General features: G+C 52.1%; 17 protein-coding genes and 2 pseudogenes. 3 read left to right on the top strand and 16 right to left on the bottom strand.

Annotation, left to right across the window (positions count from 1 at the left end):
- Positions 1 to 2: 2 nt before the first annotated feature.
- The 3 genes from QZT94_RS04565 to QZT94_RS04555 are packed head-to-tail and all read right to left on the bottom strand — an operon-like array spanning position 3 to position 6,046.
- Positions 3 to 2,663, bottom strand: coding sequence for a phage tail spike protein (locus QZT94_RS04565; RefSeq protein WP_296762250.1), 2,661 nt, complete (start codon positions 2,661 to 2,663; stop codon positions 3 to 5).
- Positions 2,664 to 2,676: 13 nt separating this feature from the next.
- On the bottom strand, positions 2,677 to 3,363 hold the full coding sequence (locus QZT94_RS04560; protein ID WP_296762254.1) for a hypothetical protein: 687 nt from the start codon (positions 3,361 to 3,363) through the stop codon (positions 2,677 to 2,679).
- A gap of 4 nt (positions 3,364 to 3,367) precedes the next feature.
- Positions 3,368 to 6,046 carry a tape measure protein gene (locus QZT94_RS04555; protein WP_296762257.1) on the bottom strand — a complete coding sequence of 893 codons (2,679 nt, stop codon included), beginning with the start codon at positions 6,044 to 6,046 and terminating at the stop codon, positions 3,368 to 3,370.
- 57 nt (positions 6,047 to 6,103) lie between these two features.
- Here QZT94_RS04555 and QZT94_RS04550 point away from each other — a divergent pair, with 57 nt between their 5' ends.
- Entirely contained in the window at positions 6,104 to 6,619 is a 516-nt protein-coding gene (locus QZT94_RS04550; protein WP_296762259.1) for a hypothetical protein, read from the top strand.
- A 205-nt stretch (positions 6,620 to 6,824) separates the two neighbouring features.
- Here QZT94_RS04550 and QZT94_RS04545 read toward each other — a convergent pair whose 3' ends face one another.
- Both QZT94_RS04545 and QZT94_RS04540 read right to left on the bottom strand, forming a co-directional pair.
- A complete protein-coding gene (locus QZT94_RS04545) occupies positions 6,825 to 7,229 on the bottom strand; it encodes a hypothetical protein (protein WP_296762262.1) in 405 nt (134 codons plus the stop codon).
- A 21-nt stretch (positions 7,230 to 7,250) separates the two neighbouring features.
- Positions 7,251 to 7,862 carry a major tail protein gene (locus tag QZT94_RS04540; protein ID WP_296773218.1) on the bottom strand — a complete coding sequence of 204 codons (612 nt, stop codon included), beginning with the start codon at positions 7,860 to 7,862 and terminating at the stop codon, positions 7,251 to 7,253.
- A gap of 74 nt (positions 7,863 to 7,936) precedes the next feature.
- Between QZT94_RS04540 and QZT94_RS04535 the strand changes: the two genes are divergently transcribed.
- On the top strand, positions 7,937 to 8,449 hold the full coding sequence (locus tag QZT94_RS04535) for a VanZ family protein (RefSeq protein ID WP_296773216.1): 513 nt from the start codon (positions 7,937 to 7,939) through the stop codon (positions 8,447 to 8,449).
- On the opposite strand, the gene QZT94_RS04530 is transcribed toward QZT94_RS04535, so the two are convergent.
- The 7 genes and pseudogenes from QZT94_RS04530 to QZT94_RS04500 form a co-directional block, all read right to left on the bottom strand.
- Positions 8,446 to 8,790, bottom strand: a complete 345-nt coding sequence (locus QZT94_RS04530) for a hypothetical protein (RefSeq protein WP_296762271.1) — start codon at positions 8,788 to 8,790, stop codon at positions 8,446 to 8,448. The genes QZT94_RS04535 and QZT94_RS04530 overlap by 4 nt on opposite strands.
- Positions 8,787 to 9,224 (bottom strand): HK97-gp10 family putative phage morphogenesis protein, encoded by a 438-nt coding sequence (locus QZT94_RS04525; RefSeq protein ID WP_296762274.1) that lies wholly within the window; start codon positions 9,222 to 9,224, stop codon positions 8,787 to 8,789. The genes QZT94_RS04530 and QZT94_RS04525 overlap by 4 nt, the downstream gene beginning before the upstream one ends.
- Positions 9,224 to 9,556 carry a head-tail adaptor protein gene (locus QZT94_RS04520; RefSeq protein ID WP_296762276.1) on the bottom strand — a complete coding sequence of 111 codons (333 nt, stop codon included), beginning with the start codon at positions 9,554 to 9,556 and terminating at the stop codon, positions 9,224 to 9,226. The genes QZT94_RS04525 and QZT94_RS04520 overlap by 1 nt, the downstream gene beginning before the upstream one ends.
- Before the next feature lie 16 nt (positions 9,557 to 9,572).
- Positions 9,573 to 9,890 carry a head-tail connector protein gene (locus tag QZT94_RS04515; RefSeq protein ID WP_296773214.1) on the bottom strand — a complete coding sequence of 106 codons (318 nt, stop codon included), beginning with the start codon at positions 9,888 to 9,890 and terminating at the stop codon, positions 9,573 to 9,575.
- A gap of 29 nt (positions 9,891 to 9,919) precedes the next feature.
- Positions 9,920 to 11,136, bottom strand: a pseudogene (locus tag QZT94_RS04510) (phage major capsid protein).
- Between the two features lie 22 nt (positions 11,137 to 11,158).
- Positions 11,159 to 12,055, bottom strand: a complete 897-nt coding sequence (locus QZT94_RS04505; protein ID WP_296773213.1) for a head maturation protease, ClpP-related — start codon at positions 12,053 to 12,055, stop codon at positions 11,159 to 11,161.
- 158 nt (positions 12,056 to 12,213) lie between these two features.
- A pseudogene (locus QZT94_RS04500) lies at positions 12,214 to 13,437 on the bottom strand (phage portal protein); the annotation flags it as partial.
- 34 nt (positions 13,438 to 13,471) lie between these two features.
- Here QZT94_RS04500 and QZT94_RS04495 point away from each other — a divergent pair.
- Positions 13,472 to 13,855, top strand: coding sequence for a hypothetical protein (locus QZT94_RS04495; RefSeq protein ID WP_296763004.1), 384 nt, complete (start codon positions 13,472 to 13,474; stop codon positions 13,853 to 13,855).
- On the opposite strand, the gene QZT94_RS04490 is transcribed toward QZT94_RS04495, so the two are convergent.
- The 4 genes from QZT94_RS04490 to QZT94_RS04475 form a co-directional block, all read right to left on the bottom strand.
- Positions 13,825 to 15,429: a terminase TerL endonuclease subunit gene (locus tag QZT94_RS04490; protein ID WP_296773209.1), complete on the bottom strand. Its 1,605-nt coding sequence runs from the start codon at positions 15,427 to 15,429 to the stop codon at positions 13,825 to 13,827. The two genes, QZT94_RS04495 and QZT94_RS04490, sit on opposite strands and share 31 nt — an antisense overlap.
- 75 nt (positions 15,430 to 15,504) lie before the next feature.
- Positions 15,505 to 15,798: a hypothetical protein gene (locus QZT94_RS04485; protein ID WP_296763000.1), complete on the bottom strand. Its 294-nt coding sequence runs from the start codon at positions 15,796 to 15,798 to the stop codon at positions 15,505 to 15,507.
- Positions 15,799 to 15,976: 178 nt separating this feature from the next.
- Positions 15,977 to 16,312, bottom strand: a complete 336-nt coding sequence (locus QZT94_RS04480) for a hypothetical protein (protein ID WP_296762998.1) — start codon at positions 16,310 to 16,312, stop codon at positions 15,977 to 15,979.
- Positions 16,313 to 16,417: 105 nt separating this feature from the next.
- Positions 16,418 to 16,864 (bottom strand): virulence protein, encoded by a 447-nt coding sequence (locus QZT94_RS04475; RefSeq protein ID WP_296773207.1) that lies wholly within the window; start codon positions 16,862 to 16,864, stop codon positions 16,418 to 16,420.
- Positions 16,865 to 16,874 lie beyond the last annotated feature (10 nt).

The raw sequence follows: 16,874 nt of genomic DNA, 5'->3' as shown, positions 1-16,874 counted from the left end.
GGTTAGGCAGTGTTGGTAGACATTGGTTGATACCCGGTGTTATGGAAGTAGGTCCAGGAGATGGTGCCATCTGCTTTGGAGGTTATGGTGCTGATCCATCCCTGGTTAAGCAGCCCGATGAGCCCGTTTACCCGGCTCATAAGGTCTGAGAGCCGGTCGAAAAGTCGGGTCATGTTATAGAACGTGCCATTGGTGACGATCATGACGTCATAGGTGTGGAATACTACTTTGGCTAGCTTTGTCGGCCCGACCCATCCTGGATGCGTGCCCCTATCGGTTAGTACACAATCTTCCAAGGTGACCGATCTGTTTTCGGTGGTATAGAACTTGTATCCATTCGTGCGCAGATCAGCCCCAAGGTGGATGCCAGCCGAGTCATAAAACCTTCCCTTTGGGTCTAGGGTCAAACACGTGAAATAGTCCCCGTTTGGAGCGTCTTGGTAGGTCCAGGCAACATAGTCACCCTCGTTAGCTAGCGAGGTGGAGATACCCTCTATTTCCTCATGATCCTTTTTATGGCCCCTGCCTAACTGTCCGATATATCGATTCCCGTACCAAAACTGCATCCCGGTACTAGCGATTTTTCCTTCCAGTTCCGAACCGTTATACCAAGAGATCTGGGTGGGGTTGATGCGAATATTACTCGTCCACCCGGCAAGACCAACCTGGATAGCATTAGCGGAAAGCTTATCCGCCGTAATGGAACCGGCAGCGATCCGGTTGGCATCAAGCAGACCAGTGGTGATCTTGCTGGCATCTATGTAAGCAATCTTCGCCGAGGTTATAGCAGCGTCGCGGATCATTACTGTTTGGATGTATCCGTTAGCAATCGTGAGCTTATCGCTAGTGATGCTCCCGGCGGCGATCCTGCTAGCTGCTAGGGTTCCGGTGGTTATTTTATCTGCGGATAGCTGAGAGATTTTAGCGTTAGTGATAGCCGCATCGGCAATCATTGCGGTACCGATTACAGCGTCATCGATTGAGGTTTGCCCACTGATGTGTACTTTTGCTGCATCGATCAAAACGGTTTCATTCGACAGATTGATTTGGGTAATAATCTCGGCTCTTTTAACTCTCAGGTTCACGTTGTCTGAAACCATCGTCAAGGAGGCGTTAATGTTTTTGGTTTCATCTGCTACCTGCACTTTGAACGCTTCTAGAGCATTTTGGGTACTGGTAGCGTCCTGGAGAGCTTTTTCGGCTTGAGCTTTTGCATTCGCTGTATCAGCATTAGTTTTTACTAGCTCGCCTTGGGTTTGTTTAAGGCTTGCTTGGACTTGCTCAACGCTAGCGTTTGCTTGCGCGATCTGGGTTTTAGCTGCTTGCAGGTTCGCCGCCAGTTCGGCCGCGTTCAAATCGGTGGCAAGACTTATCCATCCGGGCTGACCAGTATCGGTGGCCTTATAGATCCAGATTCCTACTTGCTCACCATTGTCTTTAAACCACACATCACCAAGGCGCGCGGTTGTCGGTTGGGTGGTGCCGTAGTGGTTGGTGTTTTTCCCATCCGCGCTAGCTAGCGCAATACTTGCCACCTGCTGGGCTTGGCTAGCCTCGGCGCGGGCAGTAGTGATGGTGTGGGTGATGTCAGTGAACTTCCCAGCAGCACTGCCCAGCTCAATCGAAATGTATTCACCTGCGAGTGGGTCGAAGTCATAAGCAACAACCCTGGCGGTGAGTGCCACGTTGAGGTCATCGTGGCGGACGGTTACTGTGTCGCCTAGGGTCACGGTTTCTAGGTCGCAAAAACCCTCATATTCTTTCGTCGAAGCCAGATCCACAAACGAGATCTTGTAAGCGCAATGCGGTTGATCGACATGACAACTAGAGAACTCAGCTTTCGCTAGTTCACGCAATCTCGCATGAGCCTGCGCAAGTGGCAGCTCATCCTCACGCGGTTTGTCCGTATCCTTAATGGCTTTGACCTGCCCATAGCGGATGACCTTGATACGCGGCGCAACATAATCACCTATGCGCGGAGAATCCACGTACAGTTCAGGTAGGAGCAGACCGTCATAACCAACCGGCAAAATCCGGGTAACTACGGTGGTGTAGTCCAGGCTCGATTCGTATCCGGACAGGTTTTTACGATCCCTTATAACCACGCCACGATTAGCACCTATGCGCAGCGCGTGGTGGATATGCCAGTTATCGAAAGTAAGCTCGCCGCCCCAACGCGAAATAAAACTGTTGTCGCTGTCATCTAACAGAGCCGCGCTGAGTGGGGTTCTAACTATGCGGGCAGAGGATCGATGGGAGTTATCTGAACTGCTAGCGCTAAAACCGTGCGGGCTATTGGCTGCCCCTAGCAGCTGATCTAGGGCGGCTTTAGCGGTTTTGTTTACCACATAGGTGTCAGCGATAAGGTTGGCAGAAAGGTCATAAAACACGTGATGGGCAACTACTTCGAGTATCCCGTCAAGGCTGGTGGTGACCTCGCTGATACGAAATCCTTGCCGGACGTTTATTCCTGGAACCGGGGCGGCCACGATGTTTTCTATTACCAACAGGTTCGCTGCTGGCCCATCAAAGGGGTAGGAAAATGTTAGGGAAAACTTTCCGTTTAGTTCCTGAGTGACCATCGGGTCGATAACGTGGCGATCTAGCACCGCTAACCCACTGGCAGTAAAATCCCTAGCGCTACGATCATGAATCGTAATCATGGGTTAGTCCTTTCTACAAGGTACGCCAGTTACCTTGGGCTTCGATTCTTGAAATACCTGTGCCCAGCTCGATGTGGTTAGTGCCAGGAGAAAGTTGCGGGAAGAGCCCTGAAATCCCATCGGTTCGGGTTTTACCTGCAACGTGGGTTACAAGCCGGGCAGTATCGATAGTTAATTGCCCGCTAGGAGCACAAACTATCAAAGCAGTATCGTTTATTTTCAGTTCCAACTCCCCGGTACCAAAAACAGTTATTACCGGATCGGAAGCTAAAAGACCAGGATTAATAATCGTGCCCGAACCGCTCAAAGTTAGCTGTTTAAGCCCGGTTTCCAGGTAGGTAAACGGCTGGCAACAAAGCTCGGCTTCAAACATTACCCAAGTGGACAGCGAAGGCACTGCTGGTGATATTTTGACGTGTTTAAGATACCTGAACATGCCAGGCTCACCGCTAAACCCAATCGTGTGGGCCCCAGTCAGCGCGTAGGCGGCTTTGCGGAATGCTTCCAGCCCGCCACGCACCGCTAGTTTCAAAGTTATTTCACTGTCTTGCCACCCTTTAAAGCGGGTAAGAGTGCCGGCGCGCCCTGACACCTCAATATCATCTATCCCCATGGCGGCTGCTGGGATTTCTACAGGTGCGCAAAAACGGATACCCAGGCTTTTAGAGCTAACCTTATGGTCGAGAACAAACCCGTACATTGATTTACACCCCCGCAGCTAGCAGATTGGCTCGCCGAGATAGCCGTGATAGTTGCTGATCAATTTTGGGTGCGAGTTTGCCCACCAGCGTCCCATCACTTAAAACAACCTTGATATCCAAACCCTCAAGAATCCGGGCAGCTGTAGCATCTGCTACCCCCTGAACATCAACGCTGTAAGTTTTAGTTTCCTTTTCAGTTTGCGATGTTTGGTTAACCGAGGCCGGGGTCAGATCGGTGCTTGGCAATGACAAATCCCCCCTGACCTTGATAGGTACGTTAACCCCGTTAGTTAACTCGCCCATAGCGTCCATGGTGTCTTTTGCCATGTTCGCTGCCGCATCGGCGGCCTTATGGCCTCGTGAGGTTATTGCTCCGGCAAGACCAGCAACTAGCATGTCACCAACCCACGCCATTTGCTTAGAAGGAGAATGGATACCGAAAAATCCGAGAATCCCATTCCAGATTGAAGACACCCAGTTAGCGACCCGGTTCCACAACCAACCCGCTAGTGACTGAATACCCTGCCATAACCCAGAAACCAGGGATGCCCCAGCTGAGATCATCTGCCCGACCCCGCCCATCACTGCTCGAACAATGCCGTAAATAATCCTCGGGATAGCCGAAACGACAGTGCCGATAATGGTCGGTAAAGCCCGAATGAGGCTGGTTAATAGTTGGATGCCAGCTTGTACAAGAAGAGGGATAGCCCCACCAATAGCAGACAATATGGCAGAAATGATTTGAGGCAAAGCCCCCACAATCGCGTTAATAATAGTTGGTAACGCCCCAATAAGAGCCGTCAACAGTTGCACGCCCGCGTTAATCAACTGGGGGATTGCCTGGATAATCGCGCCAAGGATAGCGCTAATAATCAACGGCAAAGCCCCGGTGATAGCGGTAATAATTTCAGGCAAGGCACCAACCAGCGCGGTTAACAGCCCGATCCCAGCTTCGATAATCTGGGGGACGGCCCCGATTAAGAAAGAAATAATCGCACCAATCAACTCCGGCAAAGCCTCAACAAGGACCGGAATAGCCGCAATCAAACCCTGGGCAAGACCAATAATTAACTGCAGGGCTGCATCCAAAATAAGTGGCAAATTATCGATGAGCCCCTGGATCATGGTCATCAGCATTTCTACCGCCGCCGGGATCAGCTCCGGTAGAGCCTGGCCGATACCAGCAACCAAGGTGGCGATAATCTGGACCGCTGCCTCCAACAGACTCGGAAGTGCCTGAATAATTGCTTCCACCAATGCCACAATCAACGTCACGGCAGTTTCCGCCAAGGAAGGCAGAACAGCGATAATGCCCTCCAACAAAGCAGTGAGGATACTCATCCCGGTATCTACCACTTGCGGGAGCTGGCTAGAAATAAACGCCAGCGCCTCCTGCAAGATTTGCCCGAAGGTATCAATCAGTGCTGGTGCCCCGCCGGTCTCGAACGCGCCGGTGAGTTCATCGACCCAACCATTAACCATCGGCATCACCGTGCCAGCCAAAGCCGTGGTCAAACCTCCAGCCAATAGACCTTTAAGGTTATCGACCCCGTCTTTTAGCGTAGCTAGTTGGCCAGAGAAGGTTTTGGACTGGGCATCCATCGCCCCATAAAACCGTCCACCCTCACTTGTGGCACTAGCAAACGCATCCGCAACCATATCCGCACTGATCGCGCCCTTAGCCATCTCTTCTTTAAGCTCACCAATACTTTTACCAGTCTTACGGGAAATCTCCTCTAAAGGGTTGAACCCCGCGTTAATCATCTGGTTCAAATCCTGACCAGTCAGCTTGCCAGTAGAGCTCATTTGAGCAAACGCCAACGTGAGGGATTCGAACTTCTGCGCATCCCCCTGGCTGATATCACCTAACTGTTTGAGGCGTACCTGGGATTCTTCAGCGCTCATGCCAAACCCCATCAACGTTTGGGTAGCCTTGGCTAGATCCTCCATCCCAAACGGAGTACGAGCCGCTTCCAACTTGAGGTTATTAACCAGTTTCTGAGCCTTGGCTTGATCACCCAGCATCGTAGTAAACGAGGTAGTGTATTGCTCCATCCGGGCGTTATAGTCCAAACCATCCTTTAAAGCCCCAACCATGCCCCGCCCAATAGAAGAAATAGCATGCCCAATAGCTTTCACCCCACCAACAACAGCTTCCGCTGCCAGACTGGCTTTAAGCACATCACCAAAAATGCGAGTCTTCGAACTGGTACCATCCATCTGCGAACCCAGCCCATCTACAGCATTTTCTAAGTGCCCAGTATCCTTAGCTGCAGTTTTCGCATCATCACCCGCACCGTCAGCCTCATCGGCAAACTTAGAAAGAGCAGAATTATTCTCTTTAAGCTCACCCTCAAGACCATTCAAAGTCGCCTGAGCGTTATTAAGCTGAATCTGCCAATTCTTCGTCCGAGAATCATTTTCCCCAAAACTAGTAGCAGAGTTATCAAGAGCACTTTTAAGGGTCTGGATCTTGGCTTTTTGCGCCTCAATCTCTTTGCCCAAAACCTGGTTACGAGAAGTCAACGCTGAAGCAGACTTATCGTTCTTATCGAACTGAGAAGCCACCAACTTCATCTCAGATCCCAAAACCCGCATCTCACGATTAATATCCGTGATCGCGCGCTTAAACTCCCGCTCACCCTCAAGACCAATCTTCAAACCAAAAGTAGAATCAGACATGGGCATACTCCAAGCACTGTACGAACTTCTTGCGAAGTTAAATAGGAGGAAACGATAATGATCGAGTCATTCATTTGGACTCTGGTAGGCGCAGCAATCGGTATCGTGGGAACGGTCATCGTTCAAAAACAATCCGACAAGAAGCATGAAGAAGCAGAACGAGGCAAAGTAGCTCAGGCCGCTTCTGAAGAGAGAGCAAAGCAACTCCGTTACTGGGACAACTTGAATTGTGACTCGGATCGGGAACCAATGGATCCTACTACCGTCTCCCTGTTTTACGACGTTAGAACTTGGGCTCGTAGCAACCAGATCGCGGTTAGTCAGGGAAGCAAGATCCCCGTTCCAGGAGTCAATTTGCCTCTTGGTATGATCTATCAGCGGATTGCTCCGGGGATGCTTCCACAAGAAGTTGAGCAATTAGCTAATGCCGTCACTGGACTTGCAGAAGAAGTGGAATCTAATGTTGCAAACGATCCAACAGATAAACATCTCGAATTTGAGTTCGGTTTTCTTGGTGACCTGGCTCAAAAGCTTGTAAAGACCCGCATTTCGCTTGCAAGCCCGGAAGCCTAAATACCTGCGGGGATGATGTCGTCGATGAACCATTGATGTAAGGGTTGGGCTCTGCCGGTTTCGATGCGCCAGCAGTCCACCAGGTCGAGTAGCTCACCAAATACAGTTAGCTCTATTTCGGTGCGGGTGAGGTTGAGGTGGGCTATGCCGATATAGGTCAGGCGGGTGAAGGCCGCCTCATCGCTGTCTAGGACTCTGCCTTGGTTTAGTCTTTTGGGGCTGGTGTCTCGGTGGTGATAGCCCGACGAGTGCCCTTCTGCAGAGCCTGGCTGATGGCGGTTCGGTAGTCGGCCAGGTCAGCTGGAACAGTCAGCAACTCCACCGCATCCTCAGTAAGCTCAGGTCTCTGATCATCGGGATGCGTGAGGTTGTGAATCTGTACTGACTGGTTTGCTAGTAGTGTGATTAGCCAGATCACCTCACCCAACGACTTGTCTACATCTTCCGATGTTTCGAGAGCTTCGCCTAGATGTTCGAGTCCGCCGTAGCGCTGCGCAATCAACCGAGTCGCACGCGTTGTCAAAACCAGCTCGTAATCCTCGCCACCTATAGTGATGGTGGCCCTACGGGACGAATCAACGGTATTGATGGCTGCGGTTTTCTTTCCCACGATTACTGTCTCCCTTTTCTTTTAGTGGTTGTTGATTCGGCTAGGCGTGGAGGCTGCGGCGGGTTCGTAGACCTGCTTGTACCAGCCAGTGATCGTCTCTGCCTTGACTCCGACTGCGCCTTCGGTGACCTCGGCCTTCCACGGATGACGACCTTGCGTGTCGGGCTTGTTACGGCGCAGGATCGTGCCCTCAATCGACGGAGTGCTGAAGGTAATGCTGTCGGCCTTGGTAGCTAGGGTCGTGGTTGGGAGGGCGAATTTGACGCGGTAGAGCCAGAAGTACTGGTATTTTCCGTTACTACGTGCCGCTCGAAAACCGATGGCTACTGGTGTACCGCCATCCTCGCTAGCGCTAATGAGCACGCCGTTGGCATCCAAGGTGGCTCCGGTGAGTGCTGCGGCGGCTTCTGCACCAAGATCATCGACACCTAGGGTGAGCGTTCCGGACTTGAATTCTTTAACGATCTCGGATGCCCCGTCGTCGGCGTAAAGGATTGCCTCGGCAACCTCCACGGAGAGTTCAGCGCTGATGGCTTTGGCGAGGGATTTCGGGGTGGCATAGGTTTCCTCACCAGTGGTGGGGTCTTCGGTGATAGTGGCGTAGTAAAGCTTGTCTAAACCAATAGTTGCCATGATGTTTCTCCTTTTGGGTATTGGTTTTCGTGACATGGGTGTCTTTAGATGTCATCGAGAGATAGAATTGGGGCATGAGAGAGAAAAAGCGATGCTTGACCTATGCGGTGTTCGGGATTTATCTGCTCTTGTTGTTGTGGATGGTGCTGTTCAAATTCGCCACCAGCGTTGACGACATACTGGGCATGCGGCATGTGCGCTACTTAAATCTGATCCCATTTACAGATTCTGCGAATCTTTACGGGTCGAACTTCTTTGATGAGATCGTGGTCAACTTCCTTATTTTCATCCCGTTTGGCTTGTACATGAGGATGTTGTTGAAACGGCGCTCATGGTTAATTCAATTGCTCCCACCGTTTTTAGCAAGCGTGGCATTCGAGGTCGTTCAGTACGTTTTCGCTATTGGGGTCAGCGATATCACCGATGTCATAATGAACACTGCTGGAGCCGCTACTGGCTTAGCAGTTTTTGCTCTGCTAGCCAGATTCTGGCCTGAAAAGAGCGAAAAAGTCATTAACGTCATCGGGTTAGTCCTGGAGATCTTGTTCATCGGATTTTTGACTTTCCTGATCATTGCAAACTCTTAAGGACAGGCTCTAAAACTCGAAACATCGATTGAATAGTGGTGGTAGCCGGTATCGTCCTCGTATCCGATATAGCGCCTGCCTGTAATAACCAGGCGAGCGCTGATTAGAGCTTTCGTGATCTGGTTTCTTAGAGATAAGTAGTTGGTTTTCGTGAACAGGCTGATTCGGGCTTCTTCTATTTCGACGCCGGGGGTGTTGTCGGCGAAGATCTCGAAAGAATCTGTTAACGGGGTGAAGACTAGATACGTGTCTGGGGCTGGGGAGGCGGTGTAGCAGCTGACTGCATAGGCGAGCCCAAGTTGTTTAGCGATGTGGCTTAGGTTTTCTAAAAGCCCGCTCATGGTTTCACCTGTTCGATTCGCGTAGCTAGGGTTTGTTTCATTGCGGTGATTGCGGCTCGCCTGGTTTGTGAACGCGTGGGGGCTAGGAAGGGTCTAGCGGGCTGGTTGGAGCGTCCGTGTTCTAGAACGTTAGCGATTAGTGCGTTAGCTCTACCATCGTCTCGGTTCTCGGCGAAACCAACTTTGACGTTATAGTCTCCGCGGCTATTGACTTTTACTGGCGCGGTTCCTAACGTTTTGGCGAGCTGACCGGTAGAGCGGGAGGGCTGTTTCGTTGAGCTGCCGATGGCGGCAGAAAGGTTAGAGCGCATACGCGGCTCCACGATATTAGCCCCGGCTTTAAGCACTTGCTCAGCGGAGTTATCAATGAGGCTGCTGGCTGAGTCGAGTGCGTCAATGAAATCGTTGGGAAGCTTGATTTGTACTCTAGCCATCAGGGTGCTCCTTCTGCTTCGGTGCGGTGAGCCAAAATCTCGACATAGCGGCCGAGGTATTCGACCGCATCAATAACGTACCTGCCACGTGCGGAGCTGATTTCCATCGCCTCGGTTATTTTTACGCCGGGTATTGCTCGAATCCGGAATAACAGGTCTGCTTTGGTGTAGGCGGCGCGGTTGACCCACGCACCACTTGCGTGCCGCACTTCCATATATGCGCGCACCGAAGCTATAACCTCGTCACCAGTAGTGGCGAACCCGGCAGCGTCTTTAGTAACTACTGGCTGTATCAAGTCGATGTGCTCGCTCATTTTGCCTAGCGTTGCCATGGGGCGCGTCCTTTCATTAGATTTTCCAGTCCCGATCCAGGCGAAGCAGGGTGTTTACTGCGTTCCACACGGCGCGGGCAGCATCGGTTTTGTCTGCCCAAAACCCGGCGGTTGCTCCATCTCTGGATTCGTAGAAATGGGTGGCGAGCATGATAATGCCTTGCCGGGTTGCCTGCGACATGGGCTGCGTTTGGTAGTAGCCCTCGGGCAGATGTTGGTAAGCGGTAGCGTAGGAGATGGCAGCCAAAACAAACGAGGTAATCAAAGAATCATCCTCGCTATGGTTGACCAGTAGATTCTGCTTGACTAAGGCCATGAGTTCGTCTGTTTTCATGGCTGCCACCTCCTAACTATTTTTATGGTTTACCCGGCGGTCTTTTGGGTAAGAACCTTGATCGCTTCGGGCAAGACGAGCTTTCCGTCTAGGCGTTGGGAGGCGAGGAACCCGATCTGCCCGGTGGTTGCAAATAGCTCGTTTAGGCGTTTGAAGGAGCGGCCTTGCCGGTCAGCAATCCAATAAAAACCGAGGTCACCGAACGCTACTGTGCGCGCCCCTGCTTTCAGCTCAGGTGCAAAAACACTGGTGTAGACGGGTCGGCCAAGGATCATGTCTGGAGTCCCAGCAGTTATCGCCGGTTGCCACAGGTACTGCCCATTACCATCTTTCAACTTCCGGACGGTTTTGACGGTTGCATCGTTCATCAGCCACACCGCCCGCGCCCGGTAGGGGGAGCGCAAACTATAGTGCAGATCGATGAGTTCATCAGCGCTAATGTCGCTGGGCTTGGCGCTGGTCACGCCAGTTTCTGCTCCGCCGGTTGGGTTGAAGATGCCGGTGGGTTTACCTTTACCATCGCCAACCAGGAAGGCTTCTTCTTCAGCAGCTCCAATACGGCGAGCAAACTCGCTCGCTAGGTATTGTTCAACGTTAAACGCTGCATCGTTGAGCAGTTCTTCGCTGATTTTCAGGAAGGTACCCAGCTTGAACGCCGACAGGGAGATTTGGGTGAAGGCTTCATCGGACTCGCTGTAGGGTTTGCCTTCATCCAGCCAGGTAGCGGTGCCATGGGTAGACACGACAGGGATCTTGCGATCCCCGCTAGTGGTCTGAATAACTTTGGCGAGGCTTCGCATGATGTTTTGGTCGGCTAAAGACTGCACTAGGGTGCGTTCGAACTCGTCAGGCACTAGGTATCCGCCCTCAGAATCCACCCCCTCGCTTAGCGCATTCCTTACTTCCATGGGGGAGGTGTTAAGCCGCATCGCATCCCAAAATGCCCGCTTGTAGGAAGTGCTAGCACGGGCAGGCTTAACCTTGCCATCCTCATCCAGGTCAGTGCCGGGTGTGGCGGTGTGGGTGCACGGGTCGCCTTGGCAAGAGTGCTTTCTAGACGTTCGGCCCGCTCACATCGAGCAATCTCGCCGCTAAGCGCCTCAATCTCAGCCTCCATTTTGGCATAGGCCGCGTCATCTTCGGCGTTTAGACAGCCAGTCTCGCTATCGCGCCGCTCATCTAGAAACTTCTTAGCCTTATTCCAGGTCTGGGCACGCCGGGTATACAAATCAGTAACAGTAGTCATAATGGAATATTTCCTCTCTTAGTTAATGGGGTTGGTTGGTTAAATGGGCGTATAAATCAACAACCCGCCGACCACAAGAGGCAGCGGGTTGCGAAGAACAATGGGAATCCGAAGATGGTGGTGAGCCAGACAGGCCATCTTCTTTTCGATGACGAGCTAATTGAGCAACGAGGCGCTGCTCATTCACCTTTCTGGAAAACACCACACCACCAGCGTTTTTCTCTGGTGGGAACGACCGCTTCTTACACGACGGTTCCTTCTCGTCGTCCTCTTCATCGGGGTCGGGGTCATCCGAGTCAAGACCATCAGGATCTTCTGGCTCATCGTCTGGTTCTTCTTCGTCTGGGGCTGGTGTCCTCTTGCTGGTGAGGAGTTCGTCGGCGAAACCCAGGTCGATAGCGGCGGTAGCGTCCATCCACGTCTCTGCGTCCATCAACTTGGACAGTTTCGCCCGCGACAGTCCAGTCTTGAGTTGGTAGGCGTTGATAATCGAGTCTTTGACCGATTCAAGCATGTCGAGGGCACGCGACAGCTCGGTTTTATCACCCATAGCGAGCGTGGCGGGATTATGGATCATGAGCATCGAAACCGGGCTCATAGCCACCGTGGACGCCGCCATAGCAATCACAGATGCCGCCGATGCCGCGATCCCGTCAATATTCACCGTGACTTTACCGGGATAATCCAGCAGCATGTTATAGATACGAGCAGCTGCCACTACGTCACCGCCAGGCGAATTCAGCCAGATAGTGACCGGACCCGAGCCAGCATTCAACTCAGACGCGAAAACAGCTGGAGTTATGTCATCATCTAACCATGATTCCTCAGCGATAACCCCGTTAATACGCAAAACCCTGTCACCCCCATCACTGTCCGGGCTGGTTTCCTCTGGGATTAGCCAGTTCCAAAAACGCTTCACATTCTCCTCCTCAATAGTTGGTTCTCTCTAGGTTCATCACCAGACTCGCCTTCTTTAGCTTGTTGTGAGTCGGCATGTTCGTTCGGCTTCGCCTCTCTACAACAACTTCCTTGGCCTCGGGTATCAAAGCCTGGGCTTTGCACCGCTCGGTCTGCGTCGCTGTAAGCCCCAGCCATAGGAAGCGGGAGCATATTCCCGTTTACCAGGTACAGATCCCCGCCATCGGCCGCCTCGATCCGGTCAAGGTTTTCTAACTCGCGGATATCGTTAGCGCTCATCCACCCGTTTTGGCGAGCTACCGCGTATCCTTCCATGCGTGATTGGTAGTCCCCGCGCAGCAGCCCTTCAACGTTGAACTTCACAAACAACTGCTGCTTTTCACGCGGGTTCAAGAGAGTTTTCGTGATGGCTTGTTCCCAGCGGATTACCCACGGGTCAAGGGTGTATTTCACGAACTCTAAAGACTGCTGTTCAATATTGGAAAACGAGGATTTTTCGAGGTCACCAATCATGTGGGGCGGGATACGAAATATTCGGGCGATCTCATTGAGCTGAAACTTCCGTGTTTCTAAAAATTGTGCCTGCTCCGGGCTTACCGATATCGGCGTGTATTTCATTCCCTCCTCAAGCACCGCAACTTTGTTGCCGTTACGAGCGCCACCGAAAGTTTGTTGCCAGGACTCACGCACCCGAGAAGGATCCTTGATCGTGCCTGGATGCTCTAACACCCCGCCAGGAGCCGCACCATTAGCAAAAAATGAAGCACCGTAATCCTCAGTGGCCTGCGCGAGCCCGATAGCGTTTTTTGCCATCGCGATCGGCGAATAACCAACCAACCCATCAAAACCCAGCCCTGGAACATGAAGCACATCGTTAGGGGTCAGACGGATCGTCTTGTACTCTCCTGCGGGTTCGTCCCAGCTGGTTTGGTATTCGTAATACAAAGCCTTGCTGTCTAGATCCCTGCCTACGCTCATCCGATTCGGTTGCAGCGGATACAGTCCGATCACTTCGCCGAGCCCGTTACGCACTACCTGAGCGAACGCATTACCCCACAACAACAAATGCGTCATGAGCGTTTCTCTAAACACGAAGCTCGTCATCTCGGGGTTAGGTTCATCATGAAGCAGGCGGTACAAACCGTGATCGACTGCTTTTTCCTTGCTGCCACCGTCCTTGTAACGGTATACGTGCAGTGGTAGCCCGGCTATCGCCTCAGCCAAGATCCGTACGCAGCTATAGACGGCAGTCATCTGCATCGCGCTACGTTCGGTCACCGGACGACCAGCAGATGTCGGCCCGAACAAGAAGCTCTAGCTGGTGGAAAGCTGGTGATTCTTGACTGGTTTCGGTCTGCCGCGAAGCCAGTTTCTAAGACCCATGGTTTTTCCCTTCTGGTCATGGAAAAATGAGTGCATGCAAAGGTGGAAAAGACGCGGCACCTGGGTACGCTTTGGTGGGCTTTTCGCAGGCTATCTTTTACTGCCTGCTCTCATGACAGCCGCCATCGGATTAGGCAATGCCTCCGATTCGGGGATGGTGGCGTTTATCTTGATGCTGTTCATAGCATTTCCTCTCGTCACTATTGCGCTAGCTGCCTGGGACGCAGTCACGGAGGGATTCACTGTTTTATGGATAGTGATGCCGATACTGTTTCTCATCGCGCCCATGTTCATCTTTTTCAACGAATCCGCACTCAGCTACGCAGCCACCTACTCGCTGATAGCAATGGTGGCTAATGGCATCGGCAGCTACTTTCACCACAAGCCTCACAACACCAACAGACCACGGCTGTCATAAACCGAACCGCCACTAGGACTATTGCCACACCTGATCGCCCGATCTAAGGTCATGATGGTGGCTACTACGCCGTCGATCTTCTCGGTGGATTTTTGTTTGTCGGGTTTGATGTTGCCTGCTGGGTCGGTGCGCACGTGAATGTTATCGACCATCCAGGCCAGCACCGGGTGCCCGCCATGGGCGAGCTTGCCCTCGAGTGCGAGTTTCATGAGTTCTTTGGATGGTGGGGACATGTCTTTGAAGCCTTGCCCGAAAGGCACCACCGTGAAACCAGCATCCTCAAGGTTTTGGCTCATTTGGATCGCGCCCCACCGGTCGAAAGCGATTTCTCGGATATTAAACCGGGTGCCAAGATCCTCAATGAACTTCTCGATATACCCGTAGTGCACCACGTTGCCCTCAGTCGTGAGTAGGTGGCCTTGCTGATGCCATAGGTCGTAGGGCACGTGATCCCTAGAAACTCTGAGTTTGAGGTTGTCTTCGGGTATCCAAAACCAGGGCGCGACCGTGTATTTGTCATCGTCATCCGTGGGTGGGAATACGAGAACGAAAGCAGTGATATCGGTGGTGGATGCCAGGTCGAGCCCGCCGTAACAAACACGACCTTCTAACTCATCCAAGTGGACTGGACCATCGTTTTTGTTCCAGGTATTCATAGGCATCCACCGCACAGACTGTTTGACCCACTGGTTCAAACGCAACTGTCTGAAGGTGTTTTCTTCAGCCGGATTCTGCCTGGCACTATTACAAGCGTCCCTAACTTTCTGGATTGGCACCGTCACGTCCAAGGATGGGTTGGCTTTATGCCACACGGCTTCATCGGTCCAATCATCATCTTGCGCTGCCCCATATATGACTGGATAAAAGGTGGGGTCGTGCTTTTTGCCCGCAAGGATGTCTTGGGCTTTTTGGTGTTGCTCGTAGCAGATGCTGTGGGTGTCGGTGCCGGCGGTTGTGATCAGGAAGTACAGCGGCTGGGTGCGAGCATCCCCACTGCCTTTGGTCATCACGTCGAAGAGCGCCCGGTTGGGTTGGGTGTGTAGCTCATCGAATACCACTCCGGAAATATTGAATCCGTGTTTGGAATAGGCCTCGGCCGATAGTACCTGGTAGAAGGAATTGGTGGGGGAGTAGATGATACGTTTTTGGCTTCTAAGGATCTTTACCCGCTTGGCTAGTGGGGGACACATTCTCACCATGTCGGCTGCCACTTCGAACACGATGGATGCTTGTTGCCGATCGGCAGCACACCCATAAACTTCAGCGCGTTCCTCGCCATCGCCGCAACACAGCAAGAGTGCGACGGCAGCAGCCAGCTCACTCTTGCCTTGCTTCTTCGGAATCTCCACATAAGCAGTCGTGAACTGGCGGTATCCATCGGCTTTGAGGGTGCCGAAAAGGTCGCGAATGATTTGTTCTTGCCAATCAATCAACTTAAAAGGTTTTCCTGACCACCGTCCTTTCGTATGCTTTAAGGCTTGGATGAACGCGACTGCAAAGTCGGCTCGGCGCTTGTCATAGCGCGAGCTTTCAGCCATGAACCGTGTCGGTTGATATTCAGCTAGCTGACGCATACGAATAAGTTACCTTCTATTGGTTAAAAAGTCAGTTGCTACCGGCGATAGCAGGTGCCCTCATGCCCGGCGGGGCTAGGCTTCGGGCAGATTAGCTAACGCCCAGGCGATCGCATGTCCAGCGTCAGCGAAAAGGTGGTCTGACTCAGCGATGAGTTCGAGTTCGCATTCTCCGCGGCTCCTCGAGTTAGGCCCGAACCCGCTGACGGGTTCTTCCATCAACCGGTAGATTTGGGCGTTATTGCCAAAGCCTTCAGTCTTGGTCCAGGTAGCAAAACTTGCTAGCGTGTAGTTCCCGTAGGCAAGAACCGTCCCGTAGGAATCGACGCGCATCTGGAGGGTTTCGCTGGTGACCTTTGTGCTGTTCATGGCTGGTGCCTTTCTGTTGTGTACCGTTTCGGTATGTATATACAGCCATAGACCCGCCTACTTATCCAGTCATTTTCCGCCTATTTTCAAGAAAACTTAGAGATGTACATCTCTAGGTCATAACGCTTCACGATGAAGGAAAACCCCACGCCAGGTGGGGTTGCCTGTCTGTTTAGTTTTAACGGGTCAGATGGTAGTTGACAACGTTTCGCGGTGTAGCATGCTCAAGTTCACGCACCATCGCTGCTGCCCGTCCGTATCCCTCGGTGACTTGTTCGATGTTGTCTAGGTTCAACGCTCCGTAGGCGGTGGTTTGCACCCGCCATTGATCGGTTTCAAAGTCTCGGTCAAGCTCCGGGGTGTAGGGGAACAGTGGGGAAGGAACAATAAAAATCGCGACCCGGCCAGGTTCAATCTCAATGCTGGTGATGGTGTATCCCAACCTGTTAGCACGTCCGATAAGGCGTTCGGTGTTTTCTTCCTCGACGCTGCAATTAGATTCTTTGGTGTTCATGGCTGGTGCCTTTCTGTTGTGTACCGTTTCGGTATGTATATACAGCCATAGACTTCGCTACTTATCCAGTCATTTTGCCGCCTATTTTGCCTAATAAATAGTGGTTTACATCTCTTGGTTAGTGTTTATTAGTGGCGGGGTTTTCCACGCAGAATTACCCGAGAGCGGTTTAAGTAGGATTTTGCGAACCTCAGCATTCTTTTTACCGCTAAGTCCGATGCGGTAAAGCAGGGAGCGCAGTTCATACTTCTCATTACTTACCTGGCTCGCACTGCGAGCGACTGTGCGGCGGATCCGTTTAGCGTATGCGACCAGATTCGTTAAGAACTCGGTGTAGGCTGTGATTTTCTCAAATTCTGGCAGCTCATCCCACCAAGGGAAACTCACGCCTTCCTCGGTGGATCTGATGCTCAACTGGCTGGTTCCCAGGCTTTTGGAGATAAGGTCTGACTTTGCATTGACAAGTTCAACCAGTCTCTCTAGATCATGTTCATCAAGGAGGGGCGGCAAAGTGATCACCAGCCCGCCGCCCGGGTCCTGCTTGCTACTCATCGCTATTTAT

The sequence above is a fragment of the Varibaculum sp. genome (assembly GCF_008661855.1).
Lineage (GTDB): Bacteria > Actinomycetota > Actinomycetes > Actinomycetales > Actinomycetaceae > Varibaculum > Varibaculum timonense_A.
This window is presented reverse-complemented; position numbering and strand designations above follow the sequence as displayed.